At 72.7% G+C, this 13,965-nt stretch carries 14 protein-coding genes, 1 pseudogene and 2 riboswitches; of the genes and pseudogenes, 7 read left to right on the top strand and 8 right to left on the bottom strand.

What is annotated here, in order from left to right; all coding sequences use genetic code 11:
* Positions 1-23 precede the first annotated feature (23 nt).
* The 3 genes from garA (at position 24) to B0I33_RS23775 (ending at position 1,935) form a co-directional block, all read left to right on the top strand.
* Positions 24-485, top strand: a complete 462-nt coding sequence (gene garA, locus B0I33_RS23785; RefSeq protein ID WP_106181078.1) for a glycogen accumulation regulator GarA — start codon at positions 24-26, stop codon at positions 483-485.
* A complete protein-coding gene (gene ftsR, locus B0I33_RS23780; RefSeq protein ID WP_181193427.1) occupies positions 482-1,234 on the top strand; it encodes a transcriptional regulator FtsR in 753 nt (250 codons plus the stop codon). The genes garA and ftsR overlap by 4 nt, the downstream gene beginning before the upstream one ends.
* Before the next feature lie 227 nt (positions 1,235-1,461).
* Entirely contained in the window at positions 1,462-1,935 is a 474-nt protein-coding gene (locus B0I33_RS23775; protein WP_106181077.1) for a bifunctional nuclease family protein, read from the top strand.
* A gap of 10 nt (positions 1,936-1,945) precedes the next feature.
* Here B0I33_RS23775 and B0I33_RS23770 read toward each other — a convergent pair whose 3' ends face one another.
* Positions 1,946-2,575 (bottom strand): TetR/AcrR family transcriptional regulator, encoded by a 630-nt coding sequence (locus B0I33_RS23770; RefSeq protein WP_106181076.1) that lies wholly within the window; start codon positions 2,573-2,575, stop codon positions 1,946-1,948.
* Between the two features lie 249 nt (positions 2,576-2,824).
* On the opposite strand from B0I33_RS23770, the gene B0I33_RS23765 reads away from it, so the two are divergent.
* Entirely contained in the window at positions 2,825-3,391 is a 567-nt protein-coding gene (locus B0I33_RS23765; protein ID WP_106181075.1) for a MerR family transcriptional regulator, read from the top strand.
* A gap of 6 nt (positions 3,392-3,397) precedes the next feature.
* Here B0I33_RS23765 and B0I33_RS23760 read toward each other — a convergent pair whose 3' ends face one another.
* On the bottom strand, positions 3,398-4,585 hold the full coding sequence (locus B0I33_RS23760; protein ID WP_106181074.1) for an MFS transporter: 1,188 nt from the start codon (positions 4,583-4,585) through the stop codon (positions 3,398-3,400).
* 87 nt (positions 4,586-4,672) lie between these two features.
* Here B0I33_RS23760 and B0I33_RS23755 point away from each other — a divergent pair, with 87 nt between their 5' ends.
* Entirely contained in the window at positions 4,673-5,137 is a 465-nt protein-coding gene (locus B0I33_RS23755; RefSeq protein WP_106181073.1) for a MarR family winged helix-turn-helix transcriptional regulator, read from the top strand.
* 18 nt (positions 5,138-5,155) lie between these two features.
* Positions 5,156-5,253: riboswitch (glycine riboswitch) on the top strand.
* A riboswitch (glycine riboswitch) is annotated at positions 5,254-5,373 on the top strand.
* A 46-nt stretch (positions 5,374-5,419) separates the two neighbouring features.
* The gene (gene gcvP / locus B0I33_RS23750) at positions 5,420-8,308 is read left to right on the top strand and encodes an aminomethyl-transferring glycine dehydrogenase (protein WP_106181072.1); all 2,889 of its coding nucleotides are present in this window, start codon (positions 5,420-5,422) and stop codon (positions 8,306-8,308) included.
* Positions 8,309-8,326: 18 nt separating this feature from the next.
* Here gcvP and B0I33_RS23745 read toward each other — a convergent pair whose 3' ends face one another.
* The 4 genes from B0I33_RS23745 to B0I33_RS23730 form a co-directional block, all read right to left on the bottom strand.
* Entirely contained in the window at positions 8,327-9,361 is a 1,035-nt protein-coding gene (locus tag B0I33_RS23745; protein WP_106181071.1) for an ABC transporter permease subunit, read from the bottom strand.
* Positions 9,358-10,245, bottom strand: a complete 888-nt coding sequence (locus B0I33_RS23740) for an ABC transporter ATP-binding protein (RefSeq protein ID WP_106181070.1) — start codon at positions 10,243-10,245, stop codon at positions 9,358-9,360. Before B0I33_RS23740 ends, B0I33_RS23745 begins: the two co-directional genes overlap by 4 nt.
* Positions 10,242-10,634 carry a GntR family transcriptional regulator gene (locus B0I33_RS23735; protein WP_106181069.1) on the bottom strand — a complete coding sequence of 131 codons (393 nt, stop codon included), beginning with the start codon at positions 10,632-10,634 and terminating at the stop codon, positions 10,242-10,244. Before B0I33_RS23735 ends, B0I33_RS23740 begins: the two co-directional genes overlap by 4 nt.
* Positions 10,635-10,764: 130 nt before the next feature.
* The gene (locus B0I33_RS23730; RefSeq protein ID WP_106181068.1) at positions 10,765-11,130 is read right to left on the bottom strand and encodes a nuclear transport factor 2 family protein; all 366 of its coding nucleotides are present in this window, start codon (positions 11,128-11,130) and stop codon (positions 10,765-10,767) included.
* Between the two features lie 153 nt (positions 11,131-11,283).
* On the opposite strand from B0I33_RS23730, the gene B0I33_RS23725 reads away from it, so the two are divergent.
* On the top strand, positions 11,284-12,105 hold the full coding sequence (locus tag B0I33_RS23725; protein WP_106181067.1) for a helix-turn-helix transcriptional regulator: 822 nt from the start codon (positions 11,284-11,286) through the stop codon (positions 12,103-12,105).
* A gap of 37 nt (positions 12,106-12,142) precedes the next feature.
* On the opposite strand, the pseudogene B0I33_RS30555 reads toward B0I33_RS23725, so the two are convergent.
* A pseudogene (locus B0I33_RS30555) lies at positions 12,143-13,255 on the bottom strand (MFS transporter); the annotation flags it as partial.
* A gap of 49 nt (positions 13,256-13,304) precedes the next feature.
* Positions 13,305-13,958, bottom strand: a complete 654-nt coding sequence (locus B0I33_RS23715) for a hypothetical protein (protein WP_106181065.1) — start codon at positions 13,956-13,958, stop codon at positions 13,305-13,307.
* Positions 13,959-13,965 lie beyond the last annotated feature (7 nt).

Below are 13,965 nucleotides of genomic sequence, written 5' to 3'. Positions count from 1 at the left end.
TTCAGTGCGTAAGGAGAGCTCAGGTGAGCACGAACGACGGGCCCGGCGTTCCCCCGGAGCAGTCTCCGGAACGGACCTCCGTCTTCCGGGCCGACTTCCTTTCCGAGGTGGAAGGCCAGGAGGCCCAGGCGGAGCCGCCGGTCGCCGGTGTCGACGCGCTTCCGGCAGGCTCGGCACTGCTGGTGGTGAAGCGCGGGCCGAACGCGGGTTCCCGCTTCCTGCTCGATCGTGACACCACGAGCGCGGGCAGGCACCCGGACAGCGACATCTTCCTCGATGACGTCACCGTGTCCCGGCGGCACGCGGAGTTCCGCCGCGAGGGCGGGGAGTTCGTGGTGATCGACGTCGGCAGCCTGAACGGGACCTATGTCAACCGCGAGCCGGTCGACCAGGCTGTGCTCGCCGGCGGCGACGAGGTGCAGATCGGCAAGTTCCGCCTCGTCTTCCTGACCGGCCCCGGGCACGGGGGTCAGGGGGCGCAGTGACGGCGGCCGGGCGGCCACAGCGGGACGGGCTGAGCATCGGGGCGGTACTCGCACAGCTGCGCGGCGAGTTCCCCGACGTGACGATCTCCAAGATCAGGTTTCTCGAGTCCGAAGGGCTCGTCCAGCCTGGCCGCACGCCGTCCGGCTACCGGCAGTTCACAGCGGCGGACGTGGAGCGGCTGCGGTTCGTGCTGGCCGCGCAGCGCGACCACTACCTGCCGCTCAAGGTCATCAAGGAGCAGCTGGACGCCGCCGACCGCGGCCTCGAGCCGGCCATGCCTGCGCCGCGGCTGCCGCGCAGGCTCGTGTCCCTGCGCGGGGCGGGGGACGGCGACCGTTCCGGCCTGCCGGCGCCCGGGGACTTCGCCACCGACCACGAGGTGCGGCTCACCCAGGAGGAGCTGCTCGCCGAGGCGGGAATCGACACCGCCCTGCTCGACGAACTCTGCCAGTACGGACTCGTGCGGCCCGGCGCCGCGGGATTCTACGATTCCGACGCGGTTCTCATCGCGAGGACTGTCAAGTCGATGACGGAATTCGGTATCGAGCCGAGACATCTGCGTGCGTTCCGCGCGTCCGCCGATCGCGAAGTCGGTCTGCTGGAGCAGATTGTCGCTCCGGTGTACCGGCACCGCGACACCGAGGCGAGGGCCCGCGGCGACGAACTGGTGCGCGAGCTCGCGGCGTTGTCGGTCACACTTCACACCCTGCTGGTCAAGGCGGGCATCCGCGGCGTGACCGGCGGGTAGACTCGGAATCGCAGGGTTGCGACGGAATTCGCGTGCACGACGCCAGATATCGATGAGCCAACGGTCCGGCACGGATGTCGTACGGTTGGTGCAGAGTTGGCAGTGGAGCCGGCAAGAGAATTCGCGGCGAGCACAGCGCCCAGATGACGGGTAGCGTCGACAGGAGTCGATGCGGGATCCTCAGGACAGCGCTGCAGCCCGCGCGCAGGAGAGGGAGGCGAAGCCCGATGAGCGAGATGCGCGTCGTCGGCGTGCGGGTCGAGCTGCCCGCGAACCAGCCGATCTTGTTGCTGCGGGAGACCGAGGGCGAGCGGTACCTGCCGATCTGGATCGGCTCGGTCGAGGCCACCGCCATCGCACTGGAGCAACAGGGTGTGCGGCCCGCCCGGCCGTTGACGCACGACCTGCTCAAGGAGGTCATCGGCGCGTTGGGCCGGGAGCTCGAGCAGGTGGTGATCACCGACCTCCGCGAGGGCACCTTCTTCGCGGAGCTCGTGTTCGACGGGGATGTCCGCGTTTCGGCGCGGCCCAGTGACTCCGTGGCCCTCGCGCTCCGCGTGGGCGTGCCGATCCACGCCGAGGACTCGGTGCTGGAGGAGGCGGGGCTGATCATCCCGGACGAGCAGGAGGACGAGGTCGAGAAGTTCCGCGAGTTCCTCGACTCCGTGTCGCCGGAGGACTTCCGGGGCGCCGACACGTAAACGGAGCGGCTCAGCCGGGCCGCGTGGCCCGGTCGAAAAGCCCCGCGAGTTCGCGGCCGTAGGCCTCGACATCGAGTCCCGGCTCCCGCGTGCGGCGCAGCGCCACCCCGTCGAGGGCGTGCCGGATCGTCATCGCCATCACCTCGGCGTCGAACTCGCCGAACGCTCCCTCTCGCTGCCCCTGCAGCAGCAGCCGCTGCAGCCTCCCCACCCGGACGTCCCGGCTCACCAGCTCGGACAGCGACGCGCCGTCCTCCGTTCTGCCGTGGGTGCCGATCTCGATCAGTGCCCGTGCCGCGCGCGGATGGGCACCCACGAACGCCGCCTCGGCCTCGATCCGGGCCCGCAGCATGGCCGCCCGGTCCGCGTCCGCCGGCAGCCGCTCCTCCAGGAACCGGTCGCAGGCGTCGACGACGGCCCCCATGGTCGCGAGCATCAGGTCCTCCTTGCCCGCGAAGTGGTAGGAGATCATGCGCGTGCTGCTCAGCCCCGCGCGCTCGACGATCCGCGCGAACGACGCCTTCCCGTACCCGAGTTCGGCCACCGTGTCGATCGTCGCCTCGATGATCTGGGCGCGCCGGGCTGCCTCCGTGGGGGTCATCCCGGACCCGCGAAGGAACGTCCCGGTGTTTATCCGCATGAGTAAAAGATTACATGGCCGAGTAAGACCGCGTGGTCGGGAGGCAACTCTCGAGACCGGATCGAGGGTGCCCGCGCGTCGCGTTGACCGGCCCGGCGGGCAGGCTTACCGTCGGAGAGAATGAATCGCGCCGGTGTGATTAGTCCGGTTGGGTCGACTCTGCCCGGCGCGGTTGCCATACCGGCCGTTCCCGTGCGGGTTCGGCGGTCTTGTTTCGCCGGCCGCGAGGCCGGGCGAGGGGAGGCGTGCGTGGTCGAGGAAGGCCCCGTCCGTGGTACCGGCGGTGAGCAGGGTGAGCTGTTTCCCGACGCGTCGCTGCCGGACGAGCTGGTCGGCTACCGCGGGCCCGCGGCGTGTCAGATCGCCGGCATCACCTACCGGCAGCTCGACTACTGGGCGCGCACGAAGCTGGTCGCGCCGAGCATCCGCAGCGCACACGGTTCCGGTTCGCAGCGGCTGTACTCGTTCAAGGACATCCTCGTCCTCAAGATCGTGAAGCGGCTCCTCGACACGGGTGTCTCCCTGCAGAACATCCGCGTCGCCGTCGAGCACCTGCGCGCACGGGGGGTCCGGGACCTCGCCCGCGTCACCCTGTTCTCCGACGGCACCACCGTCTACGAATGCACGTCCCCCGAGGAGATCGTCGATTTACTCCAGGGCGGGCAGGGCGTGTTCGGGATCGCGGTGAGCGGTGCGATGCAGGAGATCAGCGGCACGATCCACGAGTTCCCCGCGGAGCGGGCGGACGGCGGGGTGTTCGAGCCCGCCGTGCCGGACGAGCTGTCGGAGCGGCGCAACGCCCGCCGCACCGGCTGAGCGCGATCACCGCGGGCCGGGCCGCGAGCACGCGAGCCCGGTGGCCAGCGCCGCCAGGATCCCCGCCACGATGAGGTATCCGCGCGCGACGCCGATCCGGTCCGCCAGCGGGCCGAACAGCAGCGGGGTGGCGAACTGCCCGAGGAACATCGTCGTCCCGGTCAGCGCGGTGGCCCTGCCCCGCAGGCGCTCCGGCGCGGCGTCGCCGATCAGCACCGTGAGCGCGGGGAAGGCGACGCCCTGCCCCAGTCCGAACAGCGCCGCTCCCGCGCCGAGCGGCACCGGGTGGGCCGCCACGCCCAGCAGCAGGAACCCCGCCGCCCACAGTGCGACCGACGAGCGCAGCAGCGCGGTGTATGACGCGGTCGCCCGCAGCCGCGCGTAGCCGAACCCGACGGCGGTGGCCGCGGCCGAGGTGACCGCCGTGAAGACGGACAGCAGGAGCGGCGAGCGCACACCGAGGTCGGCGAGCCGCAGGGGCAGGAACACGACGATGCAGTACAGCAGCGAGGCCATCGTGAGCTGCAGGCCGTAGTAGAGCAGCAGCACCGGACGGGCCCGCAGCAGCGCGGGCAGACCGCCGCGCTCCCGCTCGCCCGGCACCGGTGCGGCGGACGGCAGCAGCGCCAGGGCGCCCAGCGCGAACGGCAGCGCGATGAGGTACACGCCGAACGGCGCGTGCCACGACAGGGCCCCGAGCGCGCCCCCGGCCAGCGGCCAGACGATCCCGCCCGCCGCGGTGGCGCTGGACCGCCAGCCCATCGCGCGGTCGCGGTGCGGCCCGGTGTAGAGGGTGAGCATGGCCGTGGTGGTGGCGGCGAACAGCAGGGCGGCTCCGACGCCGAAGACCACCCGGCTGGCGATCAGCAGCCGGTAGGACTCGACGACCAGCCCGGCCGCCCCCGCGAGGGCGTAGACGAGCAGGCCCGCGGCGAGCGGCCCGCGGAACCCCCAGCGGTCGACCGCCCGGCCCACCAGCGGGCTCGCCACCGCGATGACCAGGCCGTGGGTGGTGAGGACGAGTCCGACGGCGGTGCCCGAGAGCCGCAGGTCGGCGCGGATCATGGGCAGCACCGGGCTGATCACGGCGCCCGCGAGGACGCTCAGCGTCGAGGCGAGCAGCAGCAGCGGCAGCGCGCCCCTCGGCGCGGGTCCGCGCTCCGCCGTGGTGGCGGTGCCGAGGGTGGATGGCACGGCGGCTCCTTCTCGTTGGTGGCACCAATGTTGGGATTGCCAACGTATCAACTGTTGGCAGGTCCAACAACTGCGTACGATGAGCCCATGTCGGACTACGTCGATCCCGCGGAACGCCCGCTGCCGCCCACGGCACTGCGCCGGCTGGTGAGCTGGCAGCTGAGCCAGGCGGGCGCCCGCTCGCACCAGCTGGTCGCCGGCAAGCTCGCCGCGGAGGGCCTGCGCAAGCATCACCACGCCGTGCTGGCGGCGCTGCTCGAGTTCGGCGGCATGACCCAGGCGGAGCTGGGGCGCAGGCTCGGTGTCGACCGCAGCGACATGGTGGCGATCATCAACGCGCTGGAGGCCGAGCACCTGGTCCGGCGCAACCCCGACCCCGAGGACCGCAGGCGCAACATCGTCGTCGCGACATCCGAGACCGCGCGGGTGCTCGCCCGGACCGACGTCCTCGTGGACGAGGCCAACGCCGAGCTGCTCGCCGAGCTGTCCGGGGCCGAGCGCGAGCAGCTGTACGACCTCCTCGTGCGCATCACCCGCATGCCGGCGAGGTAGGCTCGACGGGTAGTCGTACGACGCCGCGCGGGAGAGTCCGGCCACGAACAGTGGGCCGGCGCCGAAGGAGCAACTCCTCCCCGGAACCTCTCAGGCACCAGGACCGCGCGGGGGAGACGCCTCTGGAAAGCGGGTCGCCGGGCCACCATCCGGCGCCCCCGCCGAAGGTGCAAGCCCAGCGCAAAAGCCGGGTGAACCTCTCAGGCGCCCGCACGGGCAGGGACAGAGGGGGAGGGCCTCGACGGTCGTCCTGGCCCCGACCCGAGATCCGGAGGTGCGCCCATGGGTACGGACCGACTTCCCCTCGCCGCGCTGGAGCACGGCGGGTCGTTCGCCGACCGCCACCTTGGCCCGAGGCCGGACGAACTGGCCCGGATGCTCGAGGTGATCGGCGTGGGCTCGCTCGAGGAGCTGGCCCGGCGGGCCGTTCCGCGTTCGATCACCGAACCGGAACCCGGGCCACCGCGGCTGCCGGCGCCCGCCGGAGAGGCGCGGGCCCTGGCGGAGCTGCGCGACCTGGCCGCGCGGAACCGGCCGATGGTCCAGATGATCGGGCTGGGCTACCACGACACGGTCACGCCCGCGGTGATCCGGCGCAACGTGCTGGAGAACCCGGCCTGGTACACCGCCTACACGCCGTACCAGCCGGAGATCTCGCAGGGCAGGCTGGAGGCGCTGCTCAACTTCCAGACGATGGTCGCCGACCTCACCGGGCTGCCGATCGCCAACGCGTCGATGCTGGACGAGGCGACCGCAGCGGCGGAGGCGATGACGCTCGTCCGCCGTGCGGGCAGGCCGTCCTCGAACCGGTTCGTGGTGGACGCCGACACACTGCCGCAGACCATCGAGGTGCTCCGCACCCGCGCCGAGCCGCTCGGCATCGAGATCGTCGTCGCCGACCTGGCCCAGGGCCTGCACGGCCTCGGCCTCGGCGGTGACTTCTTCGGCGTGCTGCTGTCCTGCCCCGGTGCCTCCGGCGCGGTCCGCGACCTCGCGCCGGTCATCGGCGAGGCGAAGGAACACGGCGCCGCGGTCGTCGTCGCGGCGGATCCGCTCGCGCTGACCCTGCTGCGCCCGCCCGGCGAACTCGGCGCCGACGTCGCCGTGGGGTCCACGCAGCGGTTCGGGGTGCCGCTCGGGTTCGGCGGGCCGCACGCGGCCTACCTCGCCGTGCGCGAGGGGCTGCAGCGGCAGCTGCCCGGCAGGCTGGTGGGGGTGTCCGTCGACGCCGACGGCGCGCCCGCGTACCGGCTCGCGCTGCAGACCCGCGAGCAGCACATCCGCCGGGAGAAGGCCACCAGCAACATCTGCACCGCCCAGGTCCTGCTCGCCGTGCTCGCCGCCATGTACGCCGTCCACCACGGACCGGACGGGCTGCGCCGGATCGCGACCCGGGCGCACCGCATGGCCACCGTGCTCGCGGCCGGGCTCGCCGAGGGCGGCATCGAGGTCGCGCACGGCGAGTTCTTCGACACCGTCACCGCCGTCGTTCCCGGCCGTGCCGGAGCGGTCGTGGCCGCGGCCCGCGACCTCGGCGTGAACCTGCGCCCGGTGGACGACGACCACGTCGGCATCGCTTGTGACGAGACCACCACGCGCGAGCACCTCGGGCTGGTGTGGAAGGCCTTCGGCGTCGCCGTGTCCGATGTGGACTCCCTCGACGCGGACAGCGCGGACGCCCTGCCCGCCGAGCTGGCCCGCACGAGCGAGTTCCTCACGCATCCGGTGTTCCACCGGTATCGCTCGGAGACCGCCCTGTTGCGGTACCTGCGCGCGCTGGCCGACAAGGACGTGGCGCTGGACCGCAGCATGATCCCGCTCGGCTCGTGCACCATGAAGCTCAACGCGGCCGCCGAGATGGAACCGATCACCTGGCCCGAGTTCGCCGGGCTGCACCCGTTCGCGCCCGCGGAGGACGCCGCCGGCCTGCTGCGCGTGGTGGCCGACCTGGAGCGCTGGCTGGCGGAGATCACGGGCTACGACGCCGTGTCGGTGCAGCCGAACGCGGGCAGCCAGGGTGAGCTCGCCGGACTGCTGGCCATCCGTGCCTACCATCGCGACCGCGGGGAGGCGCGGCGCGACGTCTGCCTGATCCCGGCCAGCGCGCACGGCACCAACGCGGCGAGCGCCGTCATGGCCGGGATGCGGGTGGTCGTCGTGCGTTGTGACGAGCAGGGCAATGTGGACATCGATCACCTCAGGTCCACTGTGGAGGAGCATCGCGACGTGCTCGCCGCGATCATGGTGACGTACCCTTCCACGCACGGCGTGTACGAGGACACGATCACCGAGGTGTGCTCGCTCGTGCACGAGGCGGGCGGGCAGGTCTACGTGGACGGTGCCAACCTCAATGCGCTCATCGGCCTGGCCCGGTACGGCGAGTTCGGTGCCGACGTCTCGCACCTGAACCTGCACAAGACCTTCTGCATCCCGCACGGCGGTGGCGGCCCCGGGGTCGGCCCGATCGGCGTGCGTGCCCACCTCGCGCCGTTCCTGCCCAACCACCCGCTGCAGCCCGCCGCGGGGCCCGCGACCGGGGTGGGCCCGATCAGCGCCGCGCCGTGGGGCAGCGCGTCGATCCTGCCGATCTCGTGGGCCTTCGTGCGGATGATGGGAGCCGAGGGCCTGCGCAGGGCCACCCTGACCGCCGTCGCCGCCGCGAACTACGTGGCACGCAGGCTCCACCCGTACTTCCCGGTGCTCTACTCCGGGCACGACGGGCTGGTCGCGCACGAGTGCGTGCTCGACCTGCGCGAGCTGACGAAGCGGACCGGGGTGACGGTCGACGACGTGGCCAAGCGGCTGGCGGACTACGGCCTGCACGCGCCGACGATGTCGTTCCCCGTGGCGGGCACGCTCATGGTGGAGCCCACCGAGAGCGAGGAGCTGGCCGAGCTCGACCTGTTCTGCGACGCGATGATCGCGATCCGCGGCGAGATCGACCGGGTCGCCGACGGCGAGTGGACGGTGGCGGACAGCCCGTTGCGGCACGCGCCGCACACCGCGCGCAGCCTTGCCGGGGAGTGGAACCACCCGTACTCGCGGGAGGAGGCCGCGTACCCCGCGGGCGGCCGGGGCGAGAAGATCTGGCCTCCGGTGCGGCGGATCGACCAGGCCGCGGGGGACCGGAACCTGGTGTGCTCCTGTCCGCCGGTGGACGCCTACGTCTGAGCCGCCGAGCGGTACCGGTCAGCACAGCCGCTTGCGGAGCCACCAGAAGGCGAACCCGGCGGCGGCCAGCGTGGCGGCGCCGTACAGTGCGACCTCGAGCCATTGGAACGTCCAGTAGCGGCTCCCCGGGTGATAGGTGATGTGCTGCCGGTAGCCCTCTTCGGCGAGCCGGTCGAAGCAGTTCCGGACCGCCGGATCCGTGGGCGGCCCGGTCAACATGATCGGGTCGCACTCGGAGAACCAGGCCGGCAGCGCGCCGACCGGCGCGCCGTCCGCGCCGACGGTGTCGCTGTCGAGGATCCAGGAACCGGATTCCTCGACGGCGATGGTGAGCTCCCGCGCCGTACCGTCCGGACTGGACATACCGATGCCGCGGAGGTTCTCCGGCGTGATCGCGACGGTCGCCTCCACGGGAGGGAGGAGGCTCGGCCTGACCCACAGCGGTACCGCGATCTGGAGGGCGACGAAGATCGCGAGCGTGACCGCCATCGCGGGCAGGGCGCGGCGGACCAGCATGCCGACCGCGACGCCGACCACGAAGGCGAAGGCGACGTAGCCGATCGGGGCGAGGTCGCGCGCCGCGAAGACGACCGGGGACAGCCGGGGCCGGGCGCTCGCGCCGGCCTCGTCGAGCGGCGTGGCCCACCAGCTCACGGCCAGGCTCAGCAGGCCGGCGGCCAGCATCGAAGCGAGGCCCACGAGCCCGAGTTTGACGGCCAGCCAGCGGGTGCGGGTGATGCTCTGGCTCCACACCAGCCGGTGGGTACCGGTCTCCAGCTCGCGGCTGACCAGCGGCGCACCCCAGAACACGCCGAGAATGCCGGGCAGGGCCATCGTGACGGCGGCGAGCCCGTAGTACTGGGCGTCGTGGTCGCGGAGGAAATTCGTGAGAAACGCGGAGCAGCCACCGCTCGCCGTGCACGCGGCGAGTCCCGCCGCGTAGCTGTCGGCGAGTTCCCGGCCGGTGACCACGAGCACGACGGCGAGCGCGACGATCGCGCCGAACACGACCGCGGCCTGGACGCGGAACTGCCGCCAGGTCAGCCAGATCACCGGAGCACCTCCAGTGCGGGCCTGCCGGCGGCGGTGGGCGGGGACAGGTAGGCGAGGACGAGGTCCTCGAGGCCGACACGGCTCACCGTCCATGCCGGATCGTGGATGGGGGACTCGGCGCGCAGGAGCAGCGTCGTCTGCCGTTCGGTGTGGCTGACGGACACGACGTGCTGCCCCGCGGGGAGGGTCCCGGGGTCGCGCCGCGGGCCGGTGAGCCGGTGGTGGCTGGACAGCAGCTCGTCGACGTCGCCGGCCACCCGGACGTGGGAGTCGACGAGAACCACGAGGTAGTCGCACACCCGTTCCACATCGGTCACCAGGTGGGAGGACAGGAGGACGCTGAGCTCGTACTCCGCGGCCGCCTCCATGAGACCCTGCAGGAACTCGCGCCTGGCGAGCGGGTCCACCGCGGCCACGGGCTCGTCGAGGATCAGCAACTCGGGTCGTTTCGCGACGCCGAGCGTCAGCGCGAGCTGCGCGCGTTGACCGCCGGACAGTGTGCCCGTCCGCTGGGCGGGATCGAGACCGACGCGCTCGATGCGGTTCCGCGCGGCGGCGGCGTCCCAGCGTGGGTTGAGCCGGGCCCCGAGGCGCAGGTGGTCGGCCACGGTGAGCGCCGCATAGGCGGGGGTGTCCTGCGCGACGAACCCCACCTTGGCGAGCTGGGCCGGTCCGCTCGCCGGATGCCCGCCGAGCACCTCGATGCTGCCCGCGCTCGGTGCCAGCTGGCCCGCGGCGATGTTCAGCAGTGTGGACTTCCCCGCGCCGTTGGGGCCCACCAGGCCGACGATCCGGCCGGCCGGGATGTCCAGGGTGCAGTCGCGCAACGCCCAGCGCCGCCGGTACCGCTTGCCCAGCTCACGGGTCCGAAGAAGGGTGGTCATGCGATGTCCTCCTCAGCGGCGGCCCGAAACGTCGTCATGAACAGGGCTTCGATGCTCTCGTCGTCGAGGCCTGCCTGGCGGGCACGGGAGAGCCAGCGCCGGAGCTCGTGGCGGAGGTGCCCGTGCGCGGCGAGGGAAGCGTCGCTGAGCGTCCGGGTGACGAACGTCCCCACACCCGGCCTCGCGGCGATCAGCCCTTCGTGCTCCAGCTCCCGGTACGCCTTGAGCACGGTGTTCGGGTTGATGGCCAGCCGCGCCACCACGTCCTTGACCGTCGGCAGCTGGTCACCCTCGCGCAGCAGTCCCAGCCGGAGCGCCTGCCGTACCTGGCGGACCAGCTGCAGGTAGGGCGAGACGCCGGAGCGCGCATCCAAGTGGAACTCGATCACCGATCCTCCATTTATCTATTTAACTAGTACAATAGACTCCTCGATGGATTGACTGTCAAGCACGGCGCGGCGAGGGCTCCCGTCCCCGGGGGACCGGGAGCCCTCGCCGCGCGCCTGCCCGGTCCCGGTGTCAGGCCGGGACCTTGTCCAGGAAGCCGTAGACCCGGCCGATGCGGTCGGAACCCTCGGTGACGATCACGTCGAAGCCGATCACGACCGGCTCCTCGGTGCCGTCCGCGCCGAGGAGCCAGGTGAACCGCGCGGTGTCGTGGTGACCGTCGACCGGTCCGCCGAGCCGGAACGACATCCCGGCGAACTGCCGCTGGGCGCCCGCGATGAACTCGTCGATGCCGTCCCAGCCGCGGACGGCGCCGAGCGGGTCGGTGTAGGTCGCGTCCGGCGCGAACAGCCGTTCCACGAGGTCCCGCCGGCGCCGGGCGTCGGTGGTGTTCCACACGTCGACGTAGCGTTCGGCGAGGTGCTGGTGGTCGGTCACGGGTCTCCTCCTTGCGGGAACGGTCGATGTATAACGACCTATACAGCGCCGCCTTGTCGCGGCTCATTCGCAGACTGTGCCCTCGGCGGCGGCACCCGTCGATGACCTGCGAGGTCATGGCACGGAGGCGGCGGGCCCCGTAACGTCCACCGCGTGACCACCAGTGCGCCCGTCCGGACAAGGCCGGTGGGGGAGCTGCTGCGGGAGTGGCGCGACCGCCGCCGGATCAGTCAGCTGGACCTCGCCCTCGAAGCCGGGGTGTCCACCCGGCACCTCAGCTTCGTCGAGACGGGCCGGGCCACGCCCAGTCGCGACATGGTGCTGCGGCTCGGCGAACACCTCGGCGTGCCGCTCCGTGAGCGCAACCGGCTGCTGCTCGCCGCGGGATACGCGCCCGTGTACGGCGAGAGCGCGCTGGACGATCCCGAGATGGCGGTGGTGCGCGAGGCGGTGCGCAGGCTGCTCACGGGTCACGAGCCGTACCCGGCGGTCGTCCTGGACCGCCGGTGGAACCTCGTCGAGGCCAACGCCGGGGCGGCGCTGCTGCTCGAGGGAGTGGCCCCCGAGCTGCTCCGGCCGCCGGTGAACGTGCTGCGGGTGACCCTGCACCCGGACGGCATGGCGCCCGCGATCGTCAACCTGGGCGAGTGGCGAGCGCATCTGCTCGGCAGGCTGCGCAGGGAGGTGGCGGCCACGGCGGACGCCGGGCTGGCCGACCTGCTGGCCGAGCTGCGGGGCTACCCGTGCGCGCAGCCGGTGCCCGAGGTGGAGGTGCCCGGTCCCGGCGACTTCCTGGTGCCGCTGCGGCTCCGGCACGGGGGCGCCGAGCTGGCGTTGTTCAGCACGGTGGCCACCTTCGGCACGCCGCTCGACGTGACCCTGGCCGAGTTGTCGATCGAGTCGTTCTACCCGGCCGACGACGCCACCGCCAGCCTGCTGCGCCGCGCTCGGCCCGCCAGCCCGGCAGCACCGTGACGGTGGAGGCGGCGAGCAGTGCGGCGATGAACAGGAACGGCCCGGCGACGCCGACCAGTGCCGACACCGCACCCGCCGCCGCGGGGGCCACCGCCTGCGCCACGCGGTTGCCGGTCAGCCGCAGGCCCAGCGCGGTGGACCGGAGGTTCTCCGGTGCCTCGCGGACCGTCCAGGTCATCGTCAGCGGCTGGCCCAGCCCGAGCACCGTGCCGAGCACGGCCATCAGCACGGCCACGTGCCACGCCTGCGTGGCGAACACCAGCGCGACGAGGCTCGCCGCCGAGAGGGCTCCGCTGACCATGAGCACCGTGAGCCTGCCCGCGCGGGCCAGCAGCAGGGGGATCAGCAGGCGGGAGACGAACGAGAAACCGGCGCGCACCGCCAGCAGCGCCCCGACGACGGAGGGGGCCAGGCCCCGTTCGTGACCGAGGACCGGCAGGTAGGCGGTCAGCACGTCGACGCTGGACATCACCGCGAAGCTGGTGAAGATCGCCACGAGGAGCCGCCGGTTGCGCAGCAGCACGGTCGCCGAGCCGCGCCGCACGGGGGTGCGGCCGGTGGGCGCCCCGCGGCGGGCGGACGCCGCCAGCGGGACGCACAACAGCAGGATCGCGGCACTCGCCGCGGTGCCGATGAGGAACGCGACGCGGGTCTCGGCGAGCAGGTCGCCGGACCCTCCGCCGACGACCCAGCCGCCGACGAGCGGTCCGGCCAGCTGCCCGGCCGACGCCGCGGCGGTGAACCAGCCGAAGTTGCGGTCCTGGTGCTCGGGCGCGGACAGCGCGGCGACCAGCGACTGGAAGGCCAGCATCAGTGCCAGCTGACCGGTGCCGAGCACGACGTTGCCGCCGGCCATCGCACCGAGCGAGCCGGCGTTGGCCAGCAGGAACGTGCCCGCGGCCAGCAGCAGTGCGCCGCCGAGCAGGAGCCAGGGCAGCCGCCCCCGGTCGGCCGAGCGGCCCATCGGGAGGGCGAGGAAGATCGGCAGGAACGCGCCCGCCGCCGCGACCAGCCCGACGGCCCTGGCGTCCCCACCGAGCGCGAGCACGCGGTAGGAGGCGACGGGGCGGGCCAGGAACGTGGTGAGGTGCACGCCGAGTGTCGCCAGCGCGACCAGGACCAGCGGCTGCGCCAGGCGACGGACGATCACCTCACCATCGTGGCAACCCGCGGGGGTGCCGGTCGCTGAGACGCTTGTCTCAGCTGCTCAGCCCGGCGTCGGTGAAGGCCGCCTGTTGTGCGGGCCGCGTCAGGTAGGCGCCGAAGGACTGCGCCGCCCGCTCCTGCACGTCGTCGACACCCGCACCGGCGAGCGCGAGGTACGGGTACTCGCCGTCGGTGCCGGTGACCGACTCGGGCAGCGAACCGACGAGCTCGGGCCGCTCGGCACGCAGCCGCTCGGCGGCGTCGCCGGTGGCGGGCAGCCAGGCCGAGGGCGTGCCGCCGATCGGGCCCGGGTCCGCGTCGCCGAGCAGCACGTCGAGCACCTGGTCGGACGCCGCGGTGTGCACGGCCACGGTGATGCAGTGCCCGTGTACCACGGTCCTGGCCGCGTTCCAGCGCTGCGCCGCCGTGGTCACCGGCTGCTCCGCGGCGGGATCCACGACCACGCTGATCCGGGCGTCGCCCTCCTGGCAGCCGGCCGCCAGGGCCTCCGCGCGGCTCTGCAGGACGCCGTCCGCCCAGTTCCATCCGAACCAGCCTGCCACCAGCAGCCCGACCAGTACCAGGCAAGCGATCGGCCACGCCGCGACGCGGCGGCGACCCGCGGCCTTGCCGACCGCGCGGTGGGTACCGGTGGAGGTGACGCTGTCAGGACGCTCCGGAGTCTCGACCCGGCTGTGCCGCCCCATCGATGTC

Origin of the sequence: Prauserella shujinwangii (assembly GCF_003001955.1) — a bacterium.
Lineage (GTDB): Bacteria > Actinomycetota > Actinomycetes > Mycobacteriales > Pseudonocardiaceae > Qaidamihabitans > Qaidamihabitans shujinwangii.
Note: the sequence above shows the minus strand (reverse complement) of the source record. Positions and strands in the feature narration are given on the sequence as shown.

What these genes read in the sequence shown, in the direction of transcription:
- B0I33_RS23775 (WP_106181077.1), top strand. Translation starts at nt 1,462, where the DNA reads ATGAGCGAGATGCGCGTCGTCGGCGTGCGGGTCGAGCTGCCCGCGAAC.
- B0I33_RS23770 (WP_106181076.1), bottom strand. Translation starts at nt 2,575, where the DNA reads ATGCGGATAAACACCGGGACGTTCCTTCGCGGGTCCGGGATGACCCCC.
- B0I33_RS23755 (WP_106181073.1), top strand. Translation starts at nt 4,673, where the DNA reads ATGTCGGACTACGTCGATCCCGCGGAACGCCCGCTGCCGCCCACGGCA.
- gcvP (WP_106181072.1), top strand. Translation starts at nt 5,420, where the DNA reads ATGGGTACGGACCGACTTCCCCTCGCCGCGCTGGAGCACGGCGGGTCG.
- B0I33_RS23740 (WP_106181070.1), bottom strand. Translation starts at nt 10,245, where the DNA reads ATGACCACCCTTCTTCGGACCCGTGAGCTGGGCAAGCGGTACCGGCGG.
- B0I33_RS23715 (WP_106181065.1), bottom strand. Translation starts at nt 13,958, where the DNA reads ATGGGGCGGCACAGCCGGGTCGAGACTCCGGAGCGTCCTGACAGCGTC.